This is a genomic window from Mixta sp. Marseille-Q2659, assembly GCF_940807255.1.
Classification (GTDB): domain Bacteria; phylum Pseudomonadota; class Gammaproteobacteria; order Enterobacterales; family Enterobacteriaceae; genus Mixta.
Genome location: NZ_CALNWY010000007.1, coordinates 65,030 through 87,584 on the forward strand (window position 1 = coordinate 65,030; position 22,555 = coordinate 87,584).

19 protein-coding genes and 3 pseudogenes are annotated in these 22,555 nt (G+C 54.3%); 2 read left to right on the forward strand and 20 right to left on the reverse strand.

What is annotated here, in order from left to right; all coding sequences use genetic code 11:
* Positions 1-3: 3 nt before the first annotated feature.
* The gene (locus P3C52_RS07455; protein ID WP_001553819.1) at positions 4-2,901 is read right to left on the reverse strand and encodes a Tn3-like element Tn5403 family transposase; all 2,898 of its coding nucleotides are present in this window, start codon (positions 2,899-2,901) and stop codon (positions 4-6) included.
* A 94-nt stretch (positions 2,902-2,995) separates the two neighbouring features.
* On the opposite strand from P3C52_RS07455, the gene P3C52_RS07460 reads away from it, so the two are divergent.
* Positions 2,996-3,601: a recombinase family protein gene (locus P3C52_RS07460; protein WP_000509966.1), complete on the forward strand. Its 606-nt coding sequence runs from the start codon at positions 2,996-2,998 to the stop codon at positions 3,599-3,601.
* 50 nt (positions 3,602-3,651) lie between these two features.
* Here P3C52_RS07460 and P3C52_RS07465 read toward each other — a convergent pair.
* Positions 3,652-4,485: pseudogene (locus P3C52_RS07465) on the reverse strand (ISNCY family transposase); the annotation flags it as partial.
* A 262-nt stretch (positions 4,486-4,747) separates the two neighbouring features.
* Here P3C52_RS07465 and P3C52_RS07470 point away from each other — a divergent pair.
* The gene (locus P3C52_RS07470; protein ID WP_040113433.1) at positions 4,748-5,701 is read left to right on the forward strand and encodes an Rpn family recombination-promoting nuclease/putative transposase; all 954 of its coding nucleotides are present in this window, start codon (positions 4,748-4,750) and stop codon (positions 5,699-5,701) included.
* Between the two features lie 687 nt (positions 5,702-6,388).
* On the opposite strand, the pseudogene P3C52_RS07475 reads toward P3C52_RS07470, so the two are convergent.
* The 18 genes and pseudogenes from P3C52_RS07475 to P3C52_RS07560 all read right to left on the reverse strand — a co-directional run.
* Positions 6,389-6,546, reverse strand: a pseudogene (locus P3C52_RS07475) (type II toxin-antitoxin system mRNA interferase toxin, RelE/StbE family); the annotation flags it as partial.
* Positions 6,543-6,698: pseudogene (locus P3C52_RS07480) on the reverse strand (antitoxin); the annotation flags it as partial. The pseudogenes P3C52_RS07480 and P3C52_RS07475, both read right to left, overlap by 4 nt.
* 26 nt (positions 6,699-6,724) lie before the next feature.
* A complete protein-coding gene (locus P3C52_RS07485; protein WP_040113382.1) occupies positions 6,725-7,732 on the reverse strand; it encodes a substrate-binding domain-containing protein in 1,008 nt (335 codons plus the stop codon).
* A gap of 29 nt (positions 7,733-7,761) precedes the next feature.
* Positions 7,762-9,171: a sucrose-6-phosphate hydrolase gene (locus P3C52_RS07490; protein ID WP_040113381.1), complete on the reverse strand. Its 1,410-nt coding sequence runs from the start codon at positions 9,169-9,171 to the stop codon at positions 7,762-7,764.
* Complete coding sequence (locus tag P3C52_RS07495; protein ID WP_040113380.1) at positions 9,171-10,541, reverse strand: sucrose-specific PTS transporter subunit IIBC; 1,371 nt, start codon at positions 10,539-10,541, stop codon at positions 9,171-9,173. The genes P3C52_RS07490 and P3C52_RS07495 overlap by 1 nt, the downstream gene beginning before the upstream one ends.
* Before the next feature lie 64 nt (positions 10,542-10,605).
* The gene (locus P3C52_RS07500; RefSeq protein ID WP_275554476.1) at positions 10,606-12,126 is read right to left on the reverse strand and encodes a carbohydrate porin; all 1,521 of its coding nucleotides are present in this window, start codon (positions 12,124-12,126) and stop codon (positions 10,606-10,608) included.
* A 248-nt stretch (positions 12,127-12,374) separates the two neighbouring features.
* Positions 12,375-13,583 carry an aldose 1-epimerase family protein gene (locus P3C52_RS07505; RefSeq protein ID WP_192415528.1) on the reverse strand — a complete coding sequence of 403 codons (1,209 nt, stop codon included), beginning with the start codon at positions 13,581-13,583 and terminating at the stop codon, positions 12,375-12,377.
* Between the two features lie 331 nt (positions 13,584-13,914).
* Positions 13,915-14,169 carry a Txe/YoeB family addiction module toxin gene (locus P3C52_RS07510; RefSeq protein WP_040113377.1) on the reverse strand — a complete coding sequence of 85 codons (255 nt, stop codon included), beginning with the start codon at positions 14,167-14,169 and terminating at the stop codon, positions 13,915-13,917.
* Positions 14,166-14,417 carry a YoeB-YefM toxin-antitoxin system antitoxin YefM gene (gene yefM, locus P3C52_RS07515; RefSeq protein ID WP_040113376.1) on the reverse strand — a complete coding sequence of 84 codons (252 nt, stop codon included), beginning with the start codon at positions 14,415-14,417 and terminating at the stop codon, positions 14,166-14,168. The genes P3C52_RS07510 and yefM overlap by 4 nt, the downstream gene beginning before the upstream one ends.
* A gap of 177 nt (positions 14,418-14,594) precedes the next feature.
* A complete protein-coding gene (locus P3C52_RS07520) occupies positions 14,595-15,521 on the reverse strand; it encodes an aminoimidazole riboside kinase (protein WP_040113375.1) in 927 nt (308 codons plus the stop codon).
* 236 nt (positions 15,522-15,757) lie between these two features.
* Positions 15,758-16,504: a MerR family transcriptional regulator gene (locus P3C52_RS07525; RefSeq protein WP_040113374.1), complete on the reverse strand. Its 747-nt coding sequence runs from the start codon at positions 16,502-16,504 to the stop codon at positions 15,758-15,760.
* 165 nt (positions 16,505-16,669) lie between these two features.
* A complete protein-coding gene (locus P3C52_RS07530; protein WP_040113373.1) occupies positions 16,670-17,902 on the reverse strand; it encodes a VWA domain-containing protein in 1,233 nt (410 codons plus the stop codon).
* A 74-nt stretch (positions 17,903-17,976) separates the two neighbouring features.
* Positions 17,977-18,552, reverse strand: a complete 576-nt coding sequence (locus tag P3C52_RS07535) for a TerD family protein (protein ID WP_040113372.1) — start codon at positions 18,550-18,552, stop codon at positions 17,977-17,979.
* A gap of 69 nt (positions 18,553-18,621) precedes the next feature.
* Complete coding sequence (locus P3C52_RS07540; protein ID WP_040113371.1) at positions 18,622-19,200, reverse strand: TerD family protein; 579 nt, start codon at positions 19,198-19,200, stop codon at positions 18,622-18,624.
* A 68-nt stretch (positions 19,201-19,268) separates the two neighbouring features.
* Positions 19,269-20,303, reverse strand: coding sequence for a TerC/Alx family metal homeostasis membrane protein (locus P3C52_RS07545; protein WP_040113370.1), 1,035 nt, complete (start codon positions 20,301-20,303; stop codon positions 19,269-19,271).
* A gap of 28 nt (positions 20,304-20,331) precedes the next feature.
* Positions 20,332-20,787, reverse strand: a complete 456-nt coding sequence (locus P3C52_RS07550) for a tellurite resistance TerB family protein (protein ID WP_040113369.1) — start codon at positions 20,785-20,787, stop codon at positions 20,332-20,334.
* A 12-nt stretch (positions 20,788-20,799) separates the two neighbouring features.
* Entirely contained in the window at positions 20,800-21,966 is a 1,167-nt protein-coding gene (locus P3C52_RS07555; protein WP_040113368.1) for a TerD family protein, read from the reverse strand.
* Positions 21,966-22,544, reverse strand: a complete 579-nt coding sequence (locus P3C52_RS07560; protein WP_094111573.1) for a TerD family protein — start codon at positions 22,542-22,544, stop codon at positions 21,966-21,968. The genes P3C52_RS07555 and P3C52_RS07560 overlap by 1 nt, the downstream gene beginning before the upstream one ends.
* Positions 22,545-22,555 lie beyond the last annotated feature (11 nt).

The window sequence follows — 22,555 nt, forward strand, 5'->3', positions numbered from 1 at the left end:
ACCCTAAGCTTTCGGTTCCTTGGGCCAAAGATATTCGCCAGTCAGTAGAATGTGCGCCCAGCCCAATGGGGATATGTGGGGAAGAAATTCAGGGGGAACATCCAACCCTTCGTTCCGCCGCTCCGTGACGGCATGACCAAGATGGACGGTATTCCAGTAAATGATCACCGCAGTCAATAAATTGAGCCCAGCGATTCGGTAGTGCTGCCCCTCTGTCGTGCGATCGCGAATTTCCCCCTGCCTCCCGATACGGAGCGCATTTTTGAGCGCATGGTGGGCCTCTCCCTTGTTAAGACCGATCTGAGCACGCCGCTGCATGTCCGTATCCAGGATCCACTCAATAATGAAAAGGGTCCGTTCAATACGACCAACTTCACGAAGCGCAACTGCAAGGTTGTTTTGTCGTGGGTAAGAAGCGAGCTTGCGCAGGAGTTGGCTGGGCCTGATTTTGCCAGCGGTCATCGTCGCGGCACAACGGAAAATATCAGGCCAGTTCGCAACGATAAGATCCTCCCGGGCTTTTCCACCTACCAACTTGCGTAACTCCCTGGGGGTCGTATCGGGATTAAATACGTACAACCGCTTCGATGGCAGATCCCTGATTCGCAGAACGAGATTGTAGCCGAGCAGGCTACTGGCTCCGAACAAATGGTCGGTGAATCCTGCTGTATCGGCATACTGTTCGCGAACATGGCGACCGACCTCGTTCATCAGTAGTCCATCGAGAATATACGGTGCCTCGCTCACGGTCGCCGGGATCGACTGACAAGCGAATGGCGCGAACTGGTCGCTTACGTGAGTATACGCTTTGAGGCCGGGAACAGAACCATATTTGGCATTGACCATGTTCATGGCTTCGCCATGCCGCGCTGTCGGGAAAAACTGACCATCGCTCGATGCTGACGTGCCCATCCCCCAGACGCGTGACATCGGCAGTTTACCCTGCGCGGCCACCACAATTGCCAATGCCTGGTTCATGGCTTCGCTTTCAACATGCCAGCGGGCAAGGCGTGAGAGCTGCCAGTAATCATGCGTGTTTGTAGCTTCCGCCATCTTACGCAGGCCCAGATTGAGCCCTTCAGCGAGCAGGACGTTGAGCAGACCGATCCGGTCGCGACATGGAGCCCCGGTTCTCAGATGGGTAAACGCATCTGTGAAACCAAGGGCTGCATCAACTTCAAGCAGCATGTCGGTAATCCGAACGGACGGCATTCGGCGATACAGATCCAGTATGAGTGCCTCGGCACCATCCGGCACGTCTGCTGTCAACCTGTCGATCCGCAACGTTCCATCTTCTATGCTACCGTGCGGAATAGTGCCGTTACGGGCAGCCCGGGCCAGCCGCTTAAGAGCGATCGTGAGTCGCGCCTTTCTGTCTGCCAGCCAATCCTGTGGGTTGGAAGGCACGGCCAGTTTTGCATTTTCCTGCGCCGCGATCATCGGCACCAGTACCTGCTTGAGGTCACCATAGCGGCGCGAATGAGCGAGCCAGACATCTCCGGAACGAAAAGCATCCCGGAGGTGAAAGAGTACCGCCACTTCCCAAAGACGGGTATCTCCTTTTTCCTGAGCTCGTAAATGACGGTTCCATTTGGAGCTGGGCCGCAGGAAACGCCTTTCTGGCGATGCAACACCTTTCATCTCTCCGATCGACAAAGCTGCTGCTACCAATGGTCCGGCGACCGGCGCGGCTTCGAGCTTCAGACAGCGCAACATGCGGGGCGCATAACGACGAAAGCGATGGTATCCCTGCCCGACATATGCAAGAGGCTCATCGGCTAGCGTGTTGCTGAGTTGAGTCCCTGTCGCTACCAGTTGAGCGAGCCGGTCCCATGCAACCGAACTGGCGACAGCCATCTCCAGCGGGGTTCCGTCACTGCGGGCCTCAAGCAACGAAGCTCCCAGCGCGGTGAAGGTACGGATCGTATCCGTGAGTGTGGCTTTAGAGCCGGAAATTGTTTCGTCATGCTGGCGCTTCGCTTCCCGCCAGGTTTTTCCTACGATCCTGTCATGGGTTTCGACTATGGCATCAGCAATCGCCGCTTCCCACTCCACAACACAGACGGCAAGGATCGCCCAGCGGCGGTCCGAAGTGATGTCACGCAAACCGTCGGTGAAGTAGCGTTCACCCTGCCGACGCAGCCGGGCAATGCGATGGGCAGGTATGCTGGCCAAAGCACTATGATTGATATTCAGGGTACGCAGAAATTCGAGCCTGTCGAGCAAACGGTTAGCAGCAGCCGAGTTGTTACCAACCTCGAAGTTGCGAAGCCAGATGAAACGACTGATATTGCCGGCGAGCATTTCACTCAGAAGTTTGTCCAGGTGATCGCGAACATCCGCTGTTAAATTTTCCGCAATCCGCGTTTCAATCCGCCGCTCAGCGGCGACCAGAGCATCCGCGCACAAGCGCTCGATTGTCGATACTGCGGGCAGAATGGTGGAAGTTTCCCGACACCGCACAATAAAACGATGAGCAAGATCCTCGTTTGATCTGGCATCTTCGGCCTGGCCGAAAGTCCACTCCCGCAGATCACGGGCACCACGGCCCGTGAAGGTCTTGTAGCCGTAAATTTCGCGCAGCGTGTCCATGTGCTGCTGACGGGTTTGGCGCCGTGTGGCATAAGTGAGAAGCGCATCAGCCGGAACTCCAAGCTGAGCACCGACGAAGGAAAGGACTTCACGCGGGATCATCTCACCAGGAGCCAGTGCACGGCCCGGATATCGTAAGGCACAAAGTTGCAGGGCAAAGCCAATCCTGTTTTCCGGTCTGCGGCGCTGCCTAATGTTTTCCAGGTCATCATCGCCCAGCGTGTAGAACTTCAGTAGCGACAGTTCGTCCGTGGGCAGATCGAACAGCGCTGCTCGCTGCCGTTCGGTGAAAATATGGCGTCGTGACATACAAATTCGTCCCTTTTGAAGTATAGTCTGTTTTGGACAACAGCCAGCCCATATAAATCAGGGCGTTCCGATACAAAAATCCAGGAGGGTTCAATTGGGACATCGTGCCGCCATTTACTGCCGGGTTTCAACAGCGGATCAGTCTTGTGAACGCCAGGAATTTGATCTGCGAGCCTTCGCCGGCCGTGCCGGCTACGACGTGGTGGGAATATTTAAGGAAACAGGTTCAGGAACTAAACTCGACCGGGCCGAGCGAAAGAAAGTCCTGGCGCTTGCCCAGTCCAGACAAATTGATGCAATCCTGGTCACTGAGCTTTCCCGGTGGGGGCGCTCGACGCTCGATCTGCTCAATACGCTACGTGAACTGGAGAACTGGAAGGTTTCCGTGATAGCCATGAATGGAATGGCGTTCGATCTTTCGTCGCCGTATGGACGAATGCTGGCGACGTTTCTTTCCGGCATTGCGGAGTTTGAGCGGGATCTCATCAGCGAGCGGGTCAAGTCAGGCCTTGCTGTTGCGAAGGCACGTGGTAAGAGGCTTGGTCGTCAGGCCGGAGTGCGACCAAAATCAGACCGACTTTTGCCTAAGGTGGTTGCGATGAGGGCCGAGGGACGCAGCTATCGCTGGATCGCACGCGAGCTCGGTATCAGCAAGAATACCGTCGCTGACATCGTGCAACGACACAGAGCTAACGCTTAGGGTGTCATTTCGCCCTCAGCCGGAACCGACCCCTAAGAGTTGGCTTCACTCATTGAAGAAATGCCTTTAAGCCTAAATTCCTTTACTAGTCGGTCCTGAAGAGTGAGGTGCGCACGTTCAACGCGCCCTTTAGCTGAGCTTGTTTCAGCACATATAGTACGAATATTTAACTCATGCATGGCTCGTCCAAATTGTGTAAAACCATCACCGCCAGTAGCATTTTTGTTATTGATCCTGAAAACGCTGGCTTTATCACTATACAAAGAGAGAGGCTTCCCATGTTTTTCAATATAACCTCGCGTAGCCTCAAAGTAAGTGAATGTTGATTCCGATTTTACAAAGCGAAGCTGCATCAGTCGGCTGGTCGCATCATCAACGTAAACTAATGCTGTACATTTAGGCCCTCGGGCTTCAAACCAGTCGTGTTCACACCCATCGATTTGAATTAGCTCTCCGATGCAGGGGCGACGATAACGAGGTTGTTGAATTTTTGGTGCTCTCTGTCGCCTAGGGATCCAAAGGCTTGATTGTATCATCAGCTTTCTCACCGTTTCCTTCGACAGATAAACTCCATGAACTTCATTTAGCTTTTCACATGCGAGCGTTGGACCAAAATCTGAGTAATGTTTTTGTATGATAGAAAGCGCGTACTCAGCCATACCAGCAGGCAGCTGATTATTACTTGGTTGACCGGTACGTCTATTGGTCACACCAAGTGGGCCTTCGTCACGATAACGAGCTATCAGACGCCTGCATTGACGAGGTGAAATGCCAAGATGCTCAGCGGCTCGGCTTGTCTTCATGCGACCATCAATGACGTCCTGAATGATTTTGAGGCGATTGGCTTCTTGCAACGTGAAATATCCTGATTTCTGAGCTGTCATGCAGCAGAGTCCTCATTACATTTCCCCGTGGTTGATTAAAGTTCGCCACACCACGGAATTAGTATAAGTAGGACACTTGAACTTTGCCAGATACGGACATTACAACTTTGCCCCTACATGTGAAGTTCGCTTAACTTAATTTATGTTAAATGATAGCGAGTGTTAAATAGTTACCTGCTGACGTTGAAGAGCCGCCCCCTGTCAATAAAGGTAGTTGTCTGCCTGTGGTAATATACAGCGGTCATTTTCAGGGATGGAAATGATGAAGAAGAAAAATCGCACACCCACTCCTCACGATGCCACGTTCCGGCAGTTTCTGACTCACCCGGATGTTGCCCGCGATTTCATGGAGCTTCATCTGCCTGCAAAGCTTCGTGCTATCTGCGACCTCAGCACGCTGAAACTGGAGTCCGGTTCATTTGTTGAAGAGGATCTGCGGCAATATTTCAACGACGTGCTTTACAGCCTGAAAACCACTGCAGGCGATGGATATATACATGTTCTGGTTGAACATCAGTCCACGCCTGACAGGCATATGGCGTTCAGGCTGATGCGCTATGCTGTTGCCGCCATGCAGCGGCACCTTGAGGCGGGCCATAAACAACTGCCACTGGTGATACCGGTGCTGTTCTATACCGGCCGGCGCAGCCCCTATCCATACTCAACGCGATGGCTTGATGAGTTCGATGACCCGGCATTAGCGGAAAATCTCTACTGCAACTCTTTTCCTCTGGTCGATGTTACGGTTATTCCGGATGATGAAATCGCAGACCATCGTAGTATGGTTGCCCTGACTCTGCTGCAGAAGCATATTCATCAACGCGATCTGGCGGAGCTGGTTGACAGGCTTGCCCCCATTTTGCTGGCCGGATATCTCTCTTCATCACAGGTGATATCATTGATACACTATATTATACAGGCAGGCGAAACATCAGACGCTGAGGCCTTTGTACGCGAACTGGCACTGCGTGTGCCGCAACACGGAGACGGACTTATGACCATTGCACAGCAGCTTGAGCAAAAGGGAATCGAAAAAGGTATCGAAAAGGGTATCGAAAAGGGTATCCAGCTTGGTGAACAGCGCGGTATTGAAAAAGGCCGAAACGAAGTCAAACTCGACATTGCGCGTACCATGCTGCAGAACGGTTTCGACCGCAGTACGGTCATGACAATGACCGGCCTGACGGAAGAGGATCTGGCACAAATCCGGCACTGACTGTTTTACGCATCTTTCTGACTGTATCGCTGAGCCGTAATGCTTAGCATCACTGCTCCACCGTTGCATTATGCGCTTTCAGCAATCAGCTGCATTTCATCGGGATTCAGGCCGCCGTAACGCCTGGGCCTGAGCAACATTGCTTTATATCTGCATTAACGTTTACCTGCACCAGACATCCACTATAGACAGTAGCGTCGCTTTTTTACGATCCGCTGAAGAGAGCGTTTGCCTTACTGATTTGCCTGCTGTTGCTGCTTTATCAGCGTTTCCGGCAGTCAGTACATAAAGCTCTGAAGCTTCACTAACGATCATCTTCCATCTACAGTGGTCAGTCGCTCAGCACTCTGCGTTGTCATGCGTACCTGTTCACTGCCTGTTTATCCTGCTGGCAGATATCCAGAGTGGCGGGCTGAGAGATCCGTACCCGATCAAGCTATTCATTTATCTCAATACGCTCATCAGCACATAGTGCTGTACCTGCCGCCAGGTTCGCAGACGACACCTTCCATGCCAGCCTGCACAGTACCAATATGGCTGCGATTGATTTGTTGATTTTCGTAATCAGTTCAACCCCGGCTGCTGATAGCAGCGTCCACTTTTGTAGTGGAAATAACGATACTGTAAGCGAGGTGTCAGGATAGGCTGTTTTTCACCATCCGAAACCAAACCTGACGGCCGCAGTCAGATTTTATAGTAGTCCTTTACCCCGCGCAGTCTGGCAAAACCGATAGGGGGATCCCCGCAATACTTCTTCAGTTTTTCGCAAACTGCTGCTGAAGAGACGTATTCCGCTTTTGCCACTCCTTGAATGCCGTTTCCCTGAATGTGACCGTATACGTCACAAAAACGTGTCCGGATTGACATTAACTAACCGCTGACGACTGCGCTCATTCACTAACCTGACCAGATCCTGATCGTCCAGGGCATTAAGGATCTGGTCATAAAGCTCAGCCGGAACGCAATAGAACGCAGGCTGGTTGCAGTTGAGGCAGGCGCCTCTGCTCTGACCACATGGGGCCGCTAAGCGTGACGCAGTCTGAGCGTGGCTGGCAGCACTCTGCGGTTACAGGCGGGCTCTTCACCCGCAATCAGTGCGCTGACCAGCGCAAAGCACTCCTGCGCCAGACGCGGCACATCCTGCTCAACGGTATCAATCGCTACCGACAGCGAATCATAGAGATAGTGGTCATCAAAGCTGGCGATGCGGATGTTACTGTTGAGCAGATTATGCTGGCTCATATACCGCAGCACCCCTTCCATCAATCCGCAGGCGGCAGTGAAGATCGCCTGTGGCGGGCGGCCAAGCCGGGCGCAAAGCGCAGCAAACATCTCATAACCACTGCTCGGATGATAATTACCATGAATAATCCATTCCGGTCGTGGCGTGACGCCCGCCTGCTCCAGCCCCTGCAGAAAGCCTGCCAGCCGGTCGCGTGTCGGGGAGAGACGCGCCTGCCCGCCAAGGAAATAGATCTCTTCCGGATGGGCGCTCGCCAGCTGCGCCACTAAATCAGCGGTGGGTGTCACCGCATCCGTGATGACCAGCGGCAGCTGCGTATCATTCATATAGCGGTCAAACAGCACAACCGGTAGCTGCTCACTGAGTTTTACATAGTCGCTGTCGCCGGACATGCTGGAGGCAACAATCAGCCCGTCTACCTGACGGGCAACCAGGTTATCCACGACAACCCGTTCCTGCCCGGCATTTTCATCGGTACAGGAGATCAACAGCTGCAGTCCCGCTTCGCGGCAGAGGTTTTCCAGCGCATCAGAGAACACGGCAAACCCGTGGTTGGTGATCTCCGGCACCACCAGACCCAGCGTATGGCTGCGGTTATCGCGCAGCAGGCGCGCATGAATACTGGCCTGATAATGATGCTCACGGGCCAGGGTCAGCACGCGCTCGCGCGTCTCTTTGGCGACGCGCAGCTCTTTGCCCCGGCCATTCAGCACCAGGCTGGCGGTCGCTTTAGAGACGCCAGCCAGGGCAGCAATATCAGTGATGGTTACGCGTTTGGTTTTTCTCACGTCAGGGCATCATTTAGGGAAACAATGACTTATTCTACCACGCAGCGTCGCAGCGGCCAGTAGCGCGCAGTAACTTCTGTGTCCCCGATCAGCCTGAGCTGTGCTGCTGCTGCCGGAAAATAGCGGCTGCTCATTACGCCCTCGCCTTCGTTGATAAAAATCTCTACGCTGGAGTGGTCGCATAAAATCTGCAGCTGCGTTACCGCTCCGCACCAGTAGCGATAGTGCCACTCCCCGCTTTCCAGGCTGCGGCGCGCAAGACGCAGTCCGGCGTCATGCCACTCCAGCAGCAGCGTATCAGCAAAGTTCAGCGTGACACCGCCCGTACCGGTCAGCACCAGCTCCAGCCGCCGGGCGGGGATAGCAGGCACGTCGGCAGCCCGCCCCTGAAAAGCGTGCTCTTCGCCGCGCAGCGCCTGCAATTCAGCTACCGGACGCTGGTAGAGTTTACCGTCGCGCGTGCCCAGCTCGCGGATGCAGGTCATCTGATGGATCCAGCCGCGAGCGATAGTCGGCTGATATCTCTCTTCACCGTCGGGCACACCCATCCATCCCACCAGCAGACGACGGCCATCGGCGGTCAGCGTGGTCTGCGGCGCGTAGAACTCAAAGCCGGCATCCAGTTCATGAAAGCCGCCGTGGGTAAAGCGGGCAGTATCATAGTCCAGATCGCCGGCCAGCCATGCGCTGGGATGTGCGTTAAGAAAGCGCTGTTCCTCAGGCGCAATCCCCTGCGGACAGCAGATAAGAAACGTACTGTCGCCCAGCGTGAAGAGATCGGGGCATTCCCACATGTATCCTGCCGCGCCCAGTCCGTTGAGGCCGCTGCCGGCAATCTCGCCGCGGTTGTGCCACGTATGCAGATCGTCAGAGCACAGCAGCAGAACCTTGCCCTGCAGCTGCGTATCCTGCGCGCCCAGAACCATGTACCAGCGCTCACCGTGCCGCCACACTTTCGGATCGCGGACGTGTCCGGTATACCCGTCGGGCAGCGCAATAACGGGCCCCAGCTTATCGAAACCGCCCGCCTCATTCTGCACCGCCAGACACTGCCAGGCGGTACGGCCGCCGTCGTCAAATTTCACATTCCCGGTATAGACCAGCGTAAGTGCGCCATTGTTGTCCACGGCGCTACCGGAGTAGCAGCCGCTGCGATCATATTCTTCGTCCGGCATCAGCGCGATGGGTTCATGCTGCCACTGCAGCAGATCGGCTGAACTCCAGTGGCCCCAGCACTTATGCTGGTGCCGGCAGCTCAGCGCGTTCCACTGATAGAAGAGATGGTAACGCCCGTTAATGTGAATAAAGCCGTTGGGATCGTTCAGCAGACCCGTTACCGGAGCCAGATGCCAGCCTGGATAGTGTGCATCGCTGAGCGCGCGCGGCTGACCGCGCATCACCGCCTGCAGGATAGCGGGCAATAAGGTTGAGGAGACCATTAGTCTGCATCCGTTTTGTATTTAAGCAGGTACGAAATGACAAAGGCGGCGCTGAAAGCGATCACCATACCGATAGCATAATTGAGCAGCGAGCTGGCCTGCACAATCGCCATCCCCGGAAGACCGGTCAGGCCTACTGCCGTCATATACACATGCACCGAGACAACCCATGCCCCCCCGAGTGCGCCACCAATCAGCCCGGCGACAAAAGGTTTCATAAAGCGCAGGTTGATACCAAAAATGGCTGCTTCGGTGATACCCAGCAGCGCCGAGAAGCCGGAGGGCAGCGCAATAGCTTTGATCTTAATATCTTTGGATTTTAACCATACGGCCAGGCACGCCCCGCCCTGCGCAACGTTGGCCATCGCCCAGATCGGCAGCAGGAAATTCACGCCAATGGCGGGATTGCCCAGCAGTCCCGCTTCAATAGCATGAAAGCTGTGGTGTACACCGGTGATCACAATGACAGAGTAGAGACCGCCAAACAGTAACCCCGCCAGCCAGCCGGCGTGGGCAATCAGCGTGCTCAGGACAAAGGAGATCCCGTCACCCAGCGCACGTCCGGCCGGACCGATAATCAGCAGGGCCACAAAACCGGAGATAATTACCGTCAGGAATGGCGTCAGAATCAGATCCAGCGCGTCCGGGATCACGCGGCGCAGCTGTTTTTCCAGCACGCTCATGAACCATACTGCCAGCAGCACCGGGAACACCGTGCCCTGATAGCCAATCATCGCGACTTCAATACCAAAGAAGTTCATGGTGTGGAAGCCGGCTGCCACGCCCCAGGCGTTGGTCAGTGCCGGGTGTGTCAGGATCCCGCCCAGCGTCGCTCCGAGAAACGGATTGCCGCCAAACTCACGTGCGGCAGTGAACCCGATCAGGATGGGCAGAATGACAAATGCCGCCGAGCTGCACATATCCAGCATGATATAGAGCGCATTTTCCGGATTGACCCAGCCGTAGGTTTTCACCATGCCGAGTAACCCCATCAGCAGACCAGAGGCGACGATGGCCGGGATGATCGGAACAAAAATATTCGACAGCAGACGGGCAATACGCTGAAAAGGATTGAGTTTGCGTGCGGCAATATCCGCCGCTTCTGACTTACTGGTTTCGCTGATGCCAGCTTCGCGGATAAAAGCGGCATATACCTTATTCACCACGCCGGTACCAAAAATAACCTGCAGCTGTCCGGCATTGCGGAAGCACCCTTTTACGCCATCGAGTTTACCGATCGCTGCGGTATCTGCTTTGGCATCATCCACCAGTACCAGACGCAGACGGGTGGCGCAGTGCGCCGCGCTGGCAATATTTTCCCGGCCACCCAGCAGCGGCAGCAGCGCGCGGGAGATCTGTACAACATCCATCGTAACCTCTGTTTTTCGTTGTTGTGCCATTAATCAGAAGGCGGCCCCCGCAGGGGCCGGCTTATCAGAACCAGGTTTCCATCTGTACGCCAAAGTTCCACTCGCCGCCGGCTTTAAAGCCGCTGCTGCCGAATGCATCATCGCCCGCGTAATTATCGAGACGGTGATCCCAGTCCATCCAGCTGGCAAACAGACGAATTTCAGGACGTTTCAGGAAATCGCCCACGTCGCTGGCTTTCAGCGTCGGCGCCACGGTGAGCTTATAGAAGTTGCCGCTGACCGCATTGCGGTTGTTGTAGCCTTCAGGACGCAGATCCATGTACTGATATGAGCCTTCATACTGCATCTCAAAGTTCTGCGTGAATTCCTGAATCAGACGCAGGTTAGCGGTCGCCCATTCATAGCTGTCTCCTTTGACGTAGCGATCTTTACTGCTTTGAGCCAGCAGTGCCGGCGCAATATGCCAGCCGCCGCCCAGCGGCGTAATGCCGTAGCTTGCGAGGCGCCAGGTATCGGCTTCCGGCAGCAGCGCACCGTCTGATCCCAGCGTTTTCACTTCTGCACCCAGACCATGACCGTAAAGCAGCGCCGTTTTAGCCGAGCCTCCACGCAGGCCGTAGAAACTGTCGTTATGTAGCCCCGCTAACACATGCACACCGGTGTTAGCCGCGTTGCTTTTGACGCGATTACCTTCGATATCGGTGCGCTGATCGTTATCTTTAGCGCGCATGCCGCTGAGCATCAGCTGCAGCGGGCCGGCGAAGTTATTCAGCGAAAGGATATAGTTCTGCGCGGTGTTCTCGTTGTTTTCGATATCACCAAAGGTACGTCCGTAGAGTGACAGGTTACTGCGCGCTGTCTCGCCCCACTTTATGTCGTAGATCCCGGCACCGGTACCCGCGAGGAATACCACGTCGGAATCAATCCAGTGAATATCAAAGTTGTCGCGATCGAAGCGCTTACCGGCCCAGACGGTAGAATCTTTGAATGCACCGGAGAAGGTAGGCAACTGCCCCAGCTCAACAAAGGCCTGACGCAGATTGAGATCGCTGCTGGCAGCTGTCCAGTCATTATAAGTACGCTGCCCGTCTGCCAGCATCGCTTTAAAACGGGTGGTCGCGCCGTTCGCCAGCGTCTGTTTATGCTCCAGATTCAGCTCAACATAGGTGTCTGGCTCATTACCCAGCCGGCCTACATGGCCACCGGTCTCGCCGGCCGGCGTGACGGCCGGTCCACCCTGCGTTTTGGCCGCTGAACTGTTCATCAGCAGGCCTGAGCGGGCGTAGCCGTGAAATTCAAATCCTTCATCCCCGCTGTTCTTCGCCGCGGGCGCGGCTTTTGCGGTACGCTGCTCAACCTGATCAATCGCCGTCTGGTTTTGCTGCTGTGCGGCGGCCAGCTTTTGTGCCTGTTTTTCTGCCGCTTCTGCACGATTTTCTGCAACGTCAGCGCGCTGTTCGGCCGCTGCAAGACGTTTTTCCATTGCCGCAAGCCGGGCTTCAATGGCGCTCATATCGGTAGCGGCCCATGTCGCGCCTGGACTTAATAACGCACTGAGGGTGAGAGCGAGGAGGCTTTTTTTCATTGTGTGGCGTCCCTGAGAGGTAGCTATTATCAGATGTTATTTTTTGCTAAACCGGTTTAGTAAGCGAATCCTGACGAGCTTTGTTACAGCACGCAACTGATTTTGCTAAACCGTTTTAAGTGATGTGAACTATCTCGCAAAATAGCGTTGGTCAATAGGGGGGGAAGAGCCGGACAGGTAGCGCGTGAGGAAAAAAAGCAACAGTAGCGAAGCGCAAAAGGAGCAGAGTCAGACTCTGCTCCCGACGATTATTCCGTGGCAATCGGCTGCTGATCAACAGTGACTTTGTCATCACCCTGAATCTGCCGTATACGCTGTTCCGTCTTGCTGACGGCGTCAGCATCTTTCAGCAGCGTGTAAGTCAGCTCAAATGTTGTGCTCTGACCCGGCTGCAGCTGCTTTACTCTGCCCTGCTCTTTTTCAATAGTGACCGGATAGGCATAGCTGGTACCGGGTTCAATACCGGTAACGTAGCCCTGTTTCAGTGTGTCAGTGTTCTTCCACATGGTCAGCATTGGCAGCTGGCGGGTGTCAAACTCGATCGATGCACCTTTGTCGCCTTTGCTGTTAACCACAGCCGCCAGCGTTTTCCCGTTGCTGTCTGCTTTCGGCACCAGGTTAAATACCATCTCGTCAAAATCTCTGGCAGGCGCATCGTAAACGTTCCAGCGTTTCAGCCCTTTCTGCGCATAATCGTTGAAGGGAGAGACAGATTTCAGCGGGGCGATAAAGCGCGCATCTTTCTCCAGAATCGGCGTGCCGAAGTTGCTGTGATAAATAATCTGGTAATCCTGCGGATAATCACCGTGGTTGGTTAACACATCATGCAGGGTGAATGCGTCTGCACCCGGCACGTAACGCAGCTCGGTCCAGGTGGCAAGGTTCGATTTCTTAAACGTGTGCTCTTTCAGCAGGCCGCGAATACGGATTTCATGCGGGGCCTTGTCATCGACTGTCACTTCAACCTGCGAAGCGGGTGTATTGCCCGCTTTACCGTGCAGCGTATAAATGCGGCCATCTTTGGTGACCGGATGCCCGGTCCACTCATAACCGCAGCGCACCATCATTTCATTGAAGCCATCAAGCCAGCCGAGGCCGTTGCGGCTCTCCAGATTGATGTAAGCCGGGTTAACCACTTCATCCACAGGTGAATCCCAGCCCAGACGCACGCCATGTCCCCTGACGTGCAGCAGATCCATACCGCGGGTCGGGCTGAGCGCAATGGTCAGGCCATCGGGGCTGGTAATCGTGATGACTTTAGAGCCCTCCTGCTTGCCGCCATGCAGCACTTTCTGCTCAATGCTGAACGGCTGGCCGCCCAGCTTCAGCGCTTTACTGTCGATGTGCCAGTTTCCCTTATCTGTACCGGCTTCAGCATCCGTCAGCACCCATGTCTGTGCTGCTGCCTGAACGCTGATTCCCGCCATAACCATACCGGCCAATAGTGCTAATTTCATGATGATGCATCCTTTGCTGAATTGATTTAGCTAATGTCAGCTAAGCGTACAAACATGAGGAAAAAGAAACCGTGAGGTGCTTCACTTCGGTCAGTTATGCCGTCAGCAATCTTGATAAATTTGGCTTAGATCACGTTTTATAATGTTCAGACGGCGTTTTTGGCAGTTCAGAGAGCAAAGTTGAGCTGAAAATCCGGCATTCACCTAAATCGTTTCAGCTTTAAGGTGGGATAAATAAAGGTGCGCTGGCTGACTCTCAGCAACGAGAGCAGCCCGGTCACGGAATAGTGTCGTTTACGGAGGGAAGTTTCGATGTAACGAACAGGCAGGTTTAGTAGTGATAGCGGCAGGATGCTATCAGCAGAGCATCATCGCTAACGGCGTAGACAAGCCGATGTTCAGCTGTGATCCTCCGGGACCAGAACCCCGCAAGATGATGCTTTAGAGGTTCGGGCTTTCCCTTCCCCTCAAATGGCGTCCTGCTGGCATCCTTAATGAGCTCATTTATTTTTTTTACCGTTTTTTTATCCGTATCCTGCCAGTAAAGATAATCTTCCCATGCTTCAGCAGACCATGTCAGTTTCACTCAATGACGTCCCTCTCCATACCGTTACCGCTTTTAAGGCTTTCAATGGAGTCCATAAGTCTGCGCGCATTTTTCGGAGACCGAAGCAGGTATGCAGTTTCTTCAAGTGAGTTGTACTCCTCAAGTGACATCAATACGCATGATTCACCGTTCTGACGGGTAATAAGCACCGGGGCTCTGTCCTCAACCGTTTGCAGCATTGTTGCAGACAGATTCTGTCTTGCTTCACTGTAGCTTATTGCTTTCATATGAACCTCCCATCATTGTACTTATTATTGTACAGTGATTTCTATAAGGAAGAAAGTCAGTGAACAAAGCATTCAACGCTGCTCCCGGTTTCCCTGACATCAGCCCTGTAACCCTTTACTCACTGTAATCTTCAATTTCTGCTCCCGGTACGGTGCAATGACCTCAAACCCCTTCAATCAGGCAAGCTGCTGCTGCAGCTGATCAAGATAAGGCAGCGCGGTCATTGCGCCTTTTGCCGTGGTCGCCAGTCCGCCGCAGATCTGCGCACGCTCCAGGCACTCTTTAAGCTGCGCGTCATCCTGCGGCAAGCCCTGTCCGGCTAAATGCCACAGCAGCCCGGCCACAAAAGCGTCCCCGGCACCAGTAGTATCCACACTGACCACAGGGCGCGCCGGATAGTGTTGCAGCATGCCCCGCGACCATGCCTGTACCCCCTGCCTGCCCTGAGTCACCAGAACAAGCTTAATTGCATACTGTTCAGCCAGCTGCTGCATACCTGCCGCGATGTCATCAGTATTACAGATAAAGGTCAGCTCTTCTTCTGAAAGTTTCACTACGTCAGCCAGCGCCAGCGCACCGGAAAGCGCGTCGCGCAGCGCCGTGTCATCTGCCCATAAATCGTGCCGGATATTGGGGTCAAAACTCACAAAGCCGCCTGCTTCGCGCAGTTGCCGCATCGCTGTCAGCGTAGTGTTTCTGGAGGGATCTCTGAGCAATGCAATCGAGCAGCAGTGCAGCCATTCGCCTGCCTGGAATACGGGCAGTTCATGGGTTTCAATAAACAGATCGGCAGAGGGGCGAACCATAAACGTAAACGTTCGCTCGCCGTCAGCGTCCAGCGCCACAACCACGACCGACGTGCGCTGCGCGTCGTCCGGCTGCATAAATGCTGTATCTACCCGCTCGGCATTCAGGGTATCAATCAGGAAGGTACCAAAGGGATCGCCACCTACTTTGCCGATGAAGCCGCTGTTGCCCTGAAGTCTGGCGATGCCCACTGCCACATTCGCGGGCGCGCCTCCGGGACACTGAATCAATCTGTTATCACATTCCGGCAGCAAATCCACGACTGCATCGCCCAGACACCATACCCGCTTGGCCATTATTCCTTCTCCTGATTGTCAGCTAAATCGGTTTAGCTATAGCATATTATTATGCATAAACGGAAACAGTTAGGGAGGTTCAGGTCATTATTTTGCGAAAGTGTGCAGAAGATGCCAGATTTTGTGAGTGAAGAAAGGAGTTGAGACGCGCTAAAAGGCAGGGTGCCGGCAAGGTAATTGCGCGGCGCCTGACAGGGACAGCCCGGCAGACAGCCGGACTGTAAAACTCAGGATAATCAGGCCGCCGCCAGCACTGCACGGTCAGGACCGCTCAGCATGACAGGCTTATCATTACGCAGCTTTTCACGGTAATTCCACTGCATCAGCTGCGAAATCCCTGCTCCGCACCACATCATGTGGTGATCGTGCCGATAGATTGAGGTGGCCGGCAACCCGGTCACATTTTCAGAAATCTCTACCCGGCAGCCCTGCCCGGTCAGACGAATCGCTTCCAGCCAGATTTCAGTTGCATCAGTCACGCTCACAGCTTCAAGAAAAACAGCAACAGCTTTATGACGCAGAGAGGCCCGTATAACACAACGGGCGTGGAAGACCACGGCGTCATGGAAGCGCGTCTGACGTTCAGCAGCGCCCGCGCTGTTATCACTGCGTAGCAGCAGGTTCAGCGGCTTCAGATAGGCGTTAACAAAATCATCACCGCTGTAGTCGCTGCCCATCTGACGCATGCGCGCCTGCAGCGCTAAATCAGAGCTATCGCGCAACTGATTATGCATCTCTTCCTGCCTGCATTCCCAGCGGTTCTGTGGCAGGGTTTTGGCACCGTGCATAAAAGCATAAATTTCAGGCAGTGTACTGCCGGTAGCGGTCAGGGCCAGCACGCTATAAATACGGGTCAGCTGTCCGCTGGTGTATTCACCGTTATGTTCTGGCTGGGTAATCAGGCCTGCGCGCTTCCAGTTACGTAAGGTGGCGGGCAGAATGCCGGTAAGGCCGCAGATGGCCTCAATAGAATATAAACTCATCAGGTCCCCCGATATCGGGTGTGAGTCAGCAGCTCAGAACGCTGCCAACGAACCCCTATTGTGCGCTTAATTGGCCGCAATTGATACCATATTGACATTGATTTGCATAAAAGCTGCAGCGTTCTGCACGTAAAACGCAGCGGCAGAAAAACATCTCGCTGTGCCCTATCGCAAAATACGTTTTTGCTTTGCCGCATCCAGCCAGTCACGAAATTCCACCAGCAGCCAGTCGTAGAGTTGCTCATCGCTGATGTGTCCGACATCATCAACCGGGAAAAAGTGTGTATTGTCGATCAGGCGATCGTTAAAAGTATCCAGGCGTTCCAGCACGCCGTAATTATTACCGCCCAGACCTAAAAATTTATAAAAAACTGGCAGTGTGGCGGACTCTCTGAGCTTCTCTTTAATAAGGCGTGTTTTATTGATGCCGCCATCGGTAATAAAGACCACAAATACCGGCAGGGTGGCGTCGCGGTAAGTCTGGTTGATTGCCTCCAGTACCGGCGGCTCATTATTGGTGCCGCCCAGACCCGGCAGGATTTCCCACATAGTCCGCTTGCCATCGTTACGAATGCGGTCGATGTATCCCTCGAGGTTATCCAGTGACACATCCTCGTACTGACGAAATTTTTCGCCAAACGCCCAGACCGGCATACTGCCGTCATCATCAAACTGCACGGCCAGTGCCGCTACCCGCTCCAGCACCTTCTGCACATTACCGCGTTTAAATTGTGCCGTCATGGAACCTGACGCATCCAGAACAAAGGCGACCTGTGCTTTTACTGCAGAGAGCCGGTGCTTTTCCAGACTGACGCGGATTGGTTTTGCCAGGCTGACCAGTTGCGGCATTTGTTCAAGCTTCTTCTCCAGGCTAACCGCGGGTACTGCTGCGGGCACAGGGTCTGCTACATCCACGCCAAAATGCAGCGCCAGCGGATGAAGACCGCCATCAAATCCCTGCCCGACCGCGCGCAGTTTCCACTGTCCATTGTGACGATAGAGATGACAGACAATCAGGGCTTTCTCGCGTCGATCGCCCGGTGCGATAGCGTAGCGATGTTCACCACACTGCAGAGTAAGCTGCTGCAAACCATCTACAGTATCGCTGCCATCGATAACCAGCGTGACAGCGATACGCATGACGGCGGCAGATAACGCGTGAAGCTGGATCTGAAAACGCGCCTCTCCGGCATGGCTGTGCATAACAATACTGCGGTTTTCATTGTGTGGCTGGTTGAAAAAAATCATCGCCGCATCATTGAGCACCTTTTCATCTGCGCCGAGCAAAAACGCTGACGCATCGATGTCGCTGCTGAACCCCGGCCGGGTTTTCCAGGTCAGGCAGAGTTCATGACAGGTGTTATCAAGGGGAATATTTTGTCCGGTAGTCAGTTCCATATTTCACTCCCTGTGGGGGTTAACAGACAAAAAAAAGCCCCTTCACCGGGAAGAGGCTCTTTCGCAGCAGACCGTTACACGGATACGCCGTGCTGGGCTGCCAGCGCTTTCAGGCCGCCGGCAAAGCCCTGGCCCACCGCTTTAAATTTCCACTCGCCGTTATGGCGATAGAGCTCACCGAAAACCATAGCCGTTTCGGTGCTGGCATCTTCTGACAGATCGTAACGGGCGATTTCGCTGTTGTTGTCTTCGTTAACAATGCGGATGTAGGCGTTAGAGACCATACCGAAGTTCTGCTTACGCGCTTCTGCATCGTAAATAGTCACTGCAAACACTGCTTTCTGCACGTCAGCGGGCACGGTAGCCAGCGAAATTTTTACCTGCTCATCGTCACCCTCGCCTTCACCGGTGCGGTTGTCGCCCTGGTGCGCCACAGAGCCGTCCGGGCTGGTGGCGTTGTTGAAGAATACGAAGTGCTGATCGGATAATACTTTACCGTCCGCGCCGACCAGAAAGACTGATGCATCCAGGTCAAACGCCTGACCATCGGTGACGCGCGAGTCCCAGCCCAGACCAGCAATCGCTTTGGTCATGGTTGGGGCTTCTTTGGACAGGTTTACGTTACCGCCTTTTGTCAGATTAACTGCCATGGTGAAATCCTCTTTGCTTTTGGCTGATGCCCGGTCAGACCGGGCAGATAATGGGTATGTGACTGCGGATCAGGACGCGTTGATACCATACTGTGCGCAGACCGAGGCCAGGCCGCCTGCATAGCCCTGACCCACCGCGCGGAACTTCCACTCGCCTGCGTGGCGATAAAGCTCACCAAACAGCATTGCGGTTTCCGTGCTGGCATCTTCAGACAGATCGTAACGTGCAGCTTCTACGTTGCTGTCGTTGTTGACCAGACGGATAAAGGCGTTAGCTACCTGGCCAAACGACTGGCGGCGGGTTGCGGCATCATGAATGGTGACCACAAAAACAATTTTGGTCACGTCCTGCGGTACGCGGTCCAGTTCAACGATCAGCGATTCGTCATCCCCGTCACCTTCACCGGTACGGTTGTCACCGGTATGGGTCACGGAACCATCAGCTGATTTCAGATTGTTGTAAAAAATGAAGTCGTGATCGCCACGCACTTTGCCTGCATCGGTGAGCAGAAAAGCGGAGGCGTCAAGGTCAAAATCCTGACCGTCAGTGGAGCGGGTATCCCAGCCCAGACCAATTTTCACATTTTTCAGTGAAGGGTCGACTTTTGCCAGGGAGACGTTGCCGCCTTTAGAGAGAGTCACTGCCATGTTATTTTCCTCACGTCGTGCATACGCTGTATGCGGTATTCAATAGCGCGGCCGGGCCGCGCCCTGACTTACTCTGCCTGCTCTTCTTTTTTACCCGGGAACAGCAGGCTCGCGATAATCCCCAGTGCCAGCACGCCCAATACAACATAGAGGCTGGTGGTTGCGCCGATAGCGTAGCCGTGATGGAAGAAGTGCTCGGTCGCGTTCAGGCCCAGCTTGAAGGCGATAAAGAACAGCAGCACGATCACCGCTTTTTCCAGATGCACCAGATACTGCTTCAGTCCTTCCAGCACGAAATAGAGTGTACGCAGACCAAGGATAGCGAACATCATGGCGCTGTACACAATCAGCGGCTCGCGGCTGACGGCGATAACGGCCGGCACCGAGTCGAACGCAAACATCACATCTGAAAGTTCAACCACAGCTAAACAGAGCAGCATCGGCGTAGCGTAGCGGGCCGCTTTGCTTACGCGACCTACCTGCACATCCGCGTTCTCCGGCTTAGCGAGTTCAGCATCGACCTCTTTCTGGCTCAGCACAAAGGCGCTGCCTTTGAGTTTTGGCCAGATCGGATAGAAACGTTTCACCATGCGGTAAGCGAAATGCTGAGAGTAATCTTCGATCTCATCATCGTCGTCGCCGCTTTTCAGCATCATCACCGCGGTCCAGCCTACAATAATGGCAAATACCACTTCCACCCACGGACCGAGCGCCAGCAAGCCGGTACCGATGGCAACAAAAACGCCGCGGAATACGATGGCACCGATAATTCCCCAGTAGAGCACGCGGTGACGGTAGTTATTAGGAATGGCAAACCAGGAGAAGATCGCCATCATGACAAACAGGTTGTCTACCGACAGGACTTTTTCCAGCGCATAGCCGGTCACAAACAGGCTGGCCACTTCCGCGCCGTGATGGACATACAGGAAGCCTGCAAAGGCCAGCGCCATCAGGATCCAGAATACTGACCAGCCCGCCGCGCTTTTCAGCGAAATAGGTTTGTCATGCCGGTGCATGAACAGGTCGATAAAAATAGCTCCGACAGAGAGCAGTAAAAACACCGCTACCGTTTCAATCGGAAACCCGATATGGGTCGATTCCATCTATTAGCTCCAGAAAAGTCAGTAACGGTTACAGGCCAAATTCAGCGGGCTGAAAGCCCAGCGCCTGAATAATTTCGCGGGCGTTAGCCTGCTCAGTGGCGTCAAAGTCACCGTCGCTTTTGGCCACGGCAATACCCACCCGGACCGCAAGCTGCGCCTGTTCCGGTTTATTTTTTAAGGCGAGGATATATTTCATTGTTTCACCCTTGCCCACTTCCATATCGAAAGAGAATGAGGTCACCAGCTTTTCAAAAAACTGGATCACCTCATTGGTGTCGAAAATACTCAGCTCCGGCGACGCCCGCAGGAACCCCATCATTTTCTGCTTCTCTTCGCTGCTGACGCCATCGCTGGCGACAGCAATGCGGGCGCAGACGGCCACAGTGCCTTCAAGAAAGGCGCGGTTTTTATAGCGACCTGCCTGTTTTGTCAGCTCGTCGCGGCCGGCATTGAATTTGTCTTTAAGAGAGTTAAAAAAGCTCATGATTGCTCCTGATTACTTGGAACCAGCGCGCCAGTTAAAGCCCCAGCCAAACGCCTGATCGAGTTCCTGATGACCGCTGAAATAGCGGTTGATACGTTCCACGCGGATGGCGCCGTTGTCATTAATGAGACGGGCAATCGCGCACATGTTTTGCCGGTTATTACCTTCAGTGAGTGCTGTTTCCACCGGCGGCTGTCCAGGAACCTGAAGGGTTACTATGCCGTCAGTGTTCTCCCAGCTCGGCACGCCCTCATAGATAAAGGTGAAGATCAGGACTTCTTTGATCTGCTTCCACTCGCTGCCGTTAATGTAGATCCACTCACCGTCGCTGGCGGCACCGGTACGGTCGTCGCCTTTCAGCTCCACGAAGGGTTCACTGCGGAAGCTGCCAAATTTGTTGCCCAGCGCCTGTACGATGGTGCGATAACCATCTTTCAGCTCCACAAATGCGGCCAGGTCCAGGTCAACACCTTTGTTATTGTTGAAGATGCCCTTCAGAAAGCCACCGCCGCTGTTGCTGGCTGCGCGCTGATTCCAGTTCAGATTGACGCGGATCTGACCATAGTCATCCTTTTTCGTCAGGCTGATGGAGGGCTTCTCTTTTGTCAGACTGACTTTGCTGAGATTTACAACAGGCTGCGGTGCGGGTGCGGGTGCGGGTGCGGGTGCTGGCGCCGCGCTGCTCTCATCCACGTCAATACCAAAGTGTTCAGCCAGCGGCTGCAGACCACCGTTAAAGCCCTGAGAGACAAAGCGGAACTTCCATTCGCCATTACGGCGATACAGCTCACCCAGGATCAGTGCGGCTTCACTGCGCCCGGTGGTATCAACATGACATTGCACCAGCACTGTCCCGCCAGCTTCTACCTGAATGGCAAGGCGCGTCAGTGATGCTACGGTTTTGCCGGCATCACAGGTGGCGGTGAACGCAATTTTCTGCACATCACTTTTCAGCTGTGCCAGATTAACGGTGAACATGGTTTCGTTGCCGGACGCTGAAAGACGCACCGTGCTGTCATCATTCTCACGCTGACCATAAAAAACCATGTCCGTATCGCCGCGCACTTTGCCGTTGTCGTAAAGGCGAAACGCAGAGATATCGACCGGTACGCCAGAGGAGACACGCACCACCAGCGATTGATTGGGTACGGGGGCGTTGCCCCCTGGCGTCAGGTTCATCAGTAAAGTACCGCCTGAATGTCGGGGATCATGTCCTGAATGGTGCGGGCACGCGAAGCATTACCGTGCGCAGTAAAGTTCCACTCGCCGCCGCTGCGGCGCAGGGAAGCGATCACCACCGCGGTGTGTGAGCCCTGCTCAGTCAGCGTGAATTTCGCCAGCTCTTTGCCCTGCTGATCGACGACACGACAAAAGGCATTGGCGACATCGTTAAACGTCTGGCCGGTAAAGCTGTTTACCGTCAGCACCAGACTTTCAATGCTGGCCGGCAGACGTGAAAGATCGGCTTTGATCACTTCGTCATCACCATCGCCTTCGCCGGTGCGGTTGTCGCCGCTATGCACAATTGAGCCATCATTTGAACGAAGCTGGCGGAACCAGACGGTGTCCACTACGCCGCCGTGAGCGTCGAGCAGCACGCAGCTGGCATCAAGATCAATGCTATCGCCCCCGCCAAGAAGTTTGCCAAAGAGTCCTTTCTTTTTGGCAGGATCCCAGCCGAGCCCGAACTGAATTTGAGAAATCGCACTGCTGGATTTCGCCAGCGAAATTGTCTGATTCTTACTTAAAGATACCATCACTTCTCCTT